The organism is Asticcacaulis sp., from assembly GCF_027484505.1.
Classification (GTDB): domain Bacteria; phylum Pseudomonadota; class Alphaproteobacteria; order Caulobacterales; family Caulobacteraceae; genus Asticcacaulis.
On record NZ_JAIXSV010000267.1, the window covers coordinates 1 to 4,016 of the forward strand.

General features: G+C 56.6%; 6 protein-coding genes. 3 read left to right on the plus strand and 3 right to left on the minus strand.

All coding sequences use genetic code 11. The features are described from left to right. Positions 1 to 211: 211 nt before the first annotated feature. Positions 212 to 466, plus strand: coding sequence for an addiction module antitoxin (locus Q0072_RS15790; protein WP_013480689.1), 255 nt, complete (start codon positions 212 to 214; stop codon positions 464 to 466). 2 nt (positions 467 to 468) lie between these two features. Beyond that, complete coding sequence (locus Q0072_RS15795) at positions 469 to 780, plus strand: type II toxin-antitoxin system RelE/ParE family toxin (protein WP_298332026.1); 312 nt, start codon at positions 469 to 471, stop codon at positions 778 to 780. A gap of 58 nt (positions 781 to 838) precedes the next feature. Here Q0072_RS15795 and Q0072_RS15800 read toward each other — a convergent pair whose 3' ends face one another. From Q0072_RS15800 to Q0072_RS15810, 3 genes are all read right to left on the minus strand, one after another. Further along, positions 839 to 1,021, minus strand: coding sequence for a hypothetical protein (locus Q0072_RS15800; RefSeq protein ID WP_298332028.1), 183 nt, complete (start codon positions 1,019 to 1,021; stop codon positions 839 to 841). Between the two features lie 68 nt (positions 1,022 to 1,089). Next, positions 1,090 to 1,848, minus strand: a complete 759-nt coding sequence (locus Q0072_RS15805) for a prephenate dehydrogenase/arogenate dehydrogenase family protein (RefSeq protein WP_298332030.1) — start codon at positions 1,846 to 1,848, stop codon at positions 1,090 to 1,092. Between the two features lie 257 nt (positions 1,849 to 2,105). Further along, on the minus strand, positions 2,106 to 2,831 hold the full coding sequence (locus Q0072_RS15810; RefSeq protein WP_298332032.1) for an EF-hand domain-containing protein: 726 nt from the start codon (positions 2,829 to 2,831) through the stop codon (positions 2,106 to 2,108). Positions 2,832 to 3,143: 312 nt separating this feature from the next. On the opposite strand from Q0072_RS15810, the gene Q0072_RS15815 reads away from it, so the two are divergent. After that, positions 3,144 to 3,905: an EF-hand domain-containing protein gene (locus Q0072_RS15815; RefSeq protein ID WP_298332033.1), complete on the plus strand. Its 762-nt coding sequence runs from the start codon at positions 3,144 to 3,146 to the stop codon at positions 3,903 to 3,905. Positions 3,906 to 4,016: the final 111 nt, after the last annotated feature.

Below are 4,016 nucleotides of genomic sequence, written 5' to 3' on the forward strand. Positions count from 1 at the left end.
ATCTGGGCGTACCGATGGGGCTGGTGCTGGCCTCGGTGCACGAAAAGCGCGATGAGTTCCGGCAGGACCTGCTCAAATACGCCCCCGACGGCCGCGTCCCGCGCATCCTGCGCACCACCAAACGCAGTATAAAGGCGGTAGAGGGGTAGGCAGACAACTTGCCATTGTCTTCATTATTGATTATTTTGAAGACAAATTGCAGGGTGTCCCTATGTCCAATACCACCACAATGACGGTCCGGGTCAGCGGTATGCTAAGTGACTTCATAGCCCAGAATGTAGGGCCTGACGGGGCTTATGAAAACGTCAGCGAGTATATAAGGGACTTGATCCGAAAGGATAAGGCAGAGGCCGATCAACGCGCTTTTGAACGGCTGAAAGCCGAATTGACTCATGCTTTTGCCGCCGACGAAAGCACCTACCAACCGCTTTCCGCGGAAGACATAATCTCTCGCAATCGAGCCTAGATATGGCTGTGCGGATTCAGGAGGCCGCCTCGCTACGCCTTGACGAGATTTACCGGTTCACACGCGACAGGTGGGGCGAAGCGCGAGCCGATAGCTATATCAGAGGGCTGTTTGAGGCCTTCAATCGTATCGAGAACCACGGCGTAAGATCGCGATCCATTCCCGCAGAATTCGGCGTGAATGGCTATTTTTTCCGCTCCGAAAGCCATTTCGTCTATTGGCGGCGATTGTCGAATGGCGACATCGGGATTGTGACGGTCTTACATCAGCGGATGCATCAGATTGACCATCTCAGGGATGCGTTTGGCCTTTAAGTTCTTGATACTAAGCGTTTAAACACGCTCTAATTTTCGTGCTTTTCGTGGCTAATCATCAATCCGCCTGACGGTGCGCTTCCAGTCGTTCATGCAAGCTGTCGATTTCGGCAAAGAAGCGCTTGCGGATTTCGGACGCGAACGGCCAAAGCCGTCGCCTGGCGACGGCGGAAAAGCGGGAATTAATCCGTTTCGCGTCCGTGCGCTTCCAGCCGTTCACGCAGGCTGTCGATCTCGGCAAAGAAGCGCTTGCGGATTTCGGACGCGAACGGCCAAAGCCGTCGCTTGGCGACGGCGGAAAAGCAGAAATTAATCCGTATCGCGTCCGTGGGCTTCCAGTCGTTCACGCAAGCTGTCGATTTCGGCAAAGAAGCGCTTGCGGATTTCGGACGCGAACGGATTATCGCGCTCGATCGACATGAACAGCTCATCCGAATCGCCCTGCACCAAGCCGACCCCCTGCATCATCAGGTCGTAGGAGCGCGTGGTGTGCACGCGCGGCAGGGGCTCAAGGCCGCTCAGGACCTTGGCGATCATGTGCGTCAGGCCTTGTACGGCGGCCAGAGCACGATCGTGGATTTCCGGCGTGGCGATCGAGACCTTCAGGTCCAGCGTCTTCTCCAGAAAGCGCACAATGGGGCTCAGATGCCGTACCCGCACCGGGCAGACGACGATTTCCATATCGTGGATGCCGTAGCGCGCCGATTGCGGCCCGAACAGCGGGTGGGTGCACAGGATCGACACCTGCGGAGGCAGCACGTCCTGAAGCCACGCCGCCGGCTTGACCTTGACCGAACCTACGTCGATGACCAGACCATTGAGCGGTACGTGCGGCGCGATCTTCGCCGCCAGGTCCTTCAGCGTGCGGATGGGCGTGGCGAGGATGACCACCTGACAGGCAGCCGCTTCTTCGAGCGACACCAGTGAGACATTGTGACGTTTGGCGTAGGCTTTCGCCTCAGGCGAGGGGTCGCAGGCCAGAATGTCGAAATAGGGCGCCAGATGACGCACGATCAGCCGCCCGAAGGCTCCCAGCCCGAACAATCCGAGTTTATGAACCTGTTTCACTGTCTGCGCCGCTTTTAGTTCTGGTCTTTTGGAAGGCAGGGCAGTTAGCACGTTCACGCCGACGCGGCGAGAATAAACGCGCTTTAGCGATGTAATTAGACGGATTTTGCTGTTTTGGGGGCGCTACGTGCAATGATTTTGCACGAGATGGCAAAAATTTGCCAGAAAGTTTCCAGTGACACAAATGAAAAAGGTTGCCAATGCAACAACATGGCAACCCGTTTCAAATAATACTAAACGATTGATTTCGTTTCGTCTTACCAGCCGCCGAACAGGCCACCTTTTTTCTTCTGTTCCTTTTCGCGCTCTATGGCGCGTTGCTCCAGCCCCTTCTGCAGCGGTGTTTTGGGTAACTCATCCAGGGTCAGCTTACCGTCCTTGTTGGCGTCAAGCAGCCGGAAGCGCTGGGACGTGGCGCGCGTCCATTCTTCAGTCGTGATGCGATAATCGAAATTGGCATCGGCGGCGCGGATGGGCTGCGGTTCATTGATCAGGCTGAACTGGGCTGCGCCCTGCACGCTTTTGACGTAACGGTTGGCGGCGGCGGTCTTGTCGCCGTCCTCATCGGTGCTACGCGGATTGCGAGGCTGCGCCACCAGAGGGCTGAAACCGGTAATTTCGGGGGCCAGTTCCGTTTCGTAGAAGGTGTTGTCCTGCGACGTGATAACGCCCTTGCTGTCACGGTCCACGACGGCGAAGAAGCGCATCGCGTCGGCCAGAAACTCATCCGGGCTGAGCGCACCGTCCTTATTGGTGTCGGCCGCGGCGAACCACAGGGCGACCGGGTAGGGGTCTTTCAGCGGAGCCTTGAATACTTCCCCCGACGGGCTGAAGAAGACCGCCTGTCCGACGGTGCGGCCACTGGGTGCCTCAGGCGGCGCTTCGCCCGTGGGCGGCGGGGCCGAACGCGGGGGCTGCGCCATGGCCTGACCGGCGACACACGTGATCAGAAAGCCGCAAAGTAAAGTTTTTTTCAGGGTCATGACTCTGGTTCCGCCGATTTGGGTCTGTTGTCGGGTCTCTATGTGATTTTTAAATGGTGTGATTGTGGCGTGACTGACATGCAAGGGGAAAATTTCGCACTCTTACGATCCGGCGTTTTTGCCGGACGGAAAATTTGTCTCGGTTTATGTAAGGGCTGTATTGAAAAGGCTTTCACAAGCATTGAATAAGGCAAAATTGCGCCAAATTGTGTAATGTATTGAAATTGTTATTAAGTAAATGCCTTGTTAATTGAGAATTGCTTCCGTTTTTGTGCTTACCAAGCAAGGTGAGTACTTGAACGGAGATGACAGATGCAGATTGGATCAATGTCGGCCTCCGCCATGTCGCAAATGCACGCGAAGATGTTTTCGAAGATCGACGCAAACAGCGACGGCGGAATAACGCTGGAGGAAATGACCGCCTCCGCCAGCGAAAAGACAAAAGGTAAGGGCGGCACAGAAGACAGTGCGAAAATCGCTGAACGCTTCGCCAGCATGGACAGCAACAGCGACGGCTCGGTCAGCGAAGAGGAGGGCCTCAGTTTCTTCCAGAGCCAGATGTCGTCACAAACGATGGGCGGCATGTTGCAGGCTCAGGAAGGCGGGCAGGATCGGCCCATGGGCCCGCCGCCAGGCGGCGCGGCCGGAGGCGGTGGCCAGAAACCGGCGACCTTCGACGAACTTGACACCAATCAGGATGGTTCGGTCAGTCTCGATGAAATGCTGGCCTCGTCTAAGAGTGAGGAGAGCGAAGCTACGGAAGACACCGACAAAACCGCGCGCCTTACCGAACTCTTCTCAAAGATGGATGCCGATGGCGACGGTTCGGTCACCGAGAGCGAAAAATCGACCTTTGATGAACAGATGCGCGCCGAAGGCCCGCCGCCTCCGCCCATGGAGGCGTTCGCTCAGACCTCTGAAAGCGAAGACACGGCGTCATCGGCGACAGATACCACCGTTGATGACGGCACGGCGGCCAAGTTGGCGGCGCTGACGGCTCAGTGGATGCAATCCATGGCGGCCGTGCTGGCGGAACAGGCGAAGACCCAGACGTCCGTATCGGTCGCGGCCTAGGGTTTGTGGGGATTCACAGATGAATCGAATTGTGATTCATACTGTTCATGGACCGCAATATTCTAACCGATGCCCAATGGGCGAAGATCGAACCGCATTGCTTGGGGAAAC

Bases quoted from the DNA above. Each gene is read 5' to 3' on its own strand.
- Q0072_RS15790 (WP_013480689.1), top strand. From the start codon at position 212: ATGTCCAATACCACCACAATGACGGTCCGGGTCAGCGGTATGCTAAGT.
- Q0072_RS15795 (WP_298332026.1), top strand. From the start codon at position 469: ATGGCTGTGCGGATTCAGGAGGCCGCCTCGCTACGCCTTGACGAGATT.
- Q0072_RS15810 (WP_298332032.1), bottom strand. From the start codon at position 2,831: ATGACCCTGAAAAAAACTTTACTTTGCGGCTTTCTGATCACGTGTGTC.
- Q0072_RS15815 (WP_298332033.1), top strand. From the start codon at position 3,144: ATGCAGATTGGATCAATGTCGGCCTCCGCCATGTCGCAAATGCACGCG.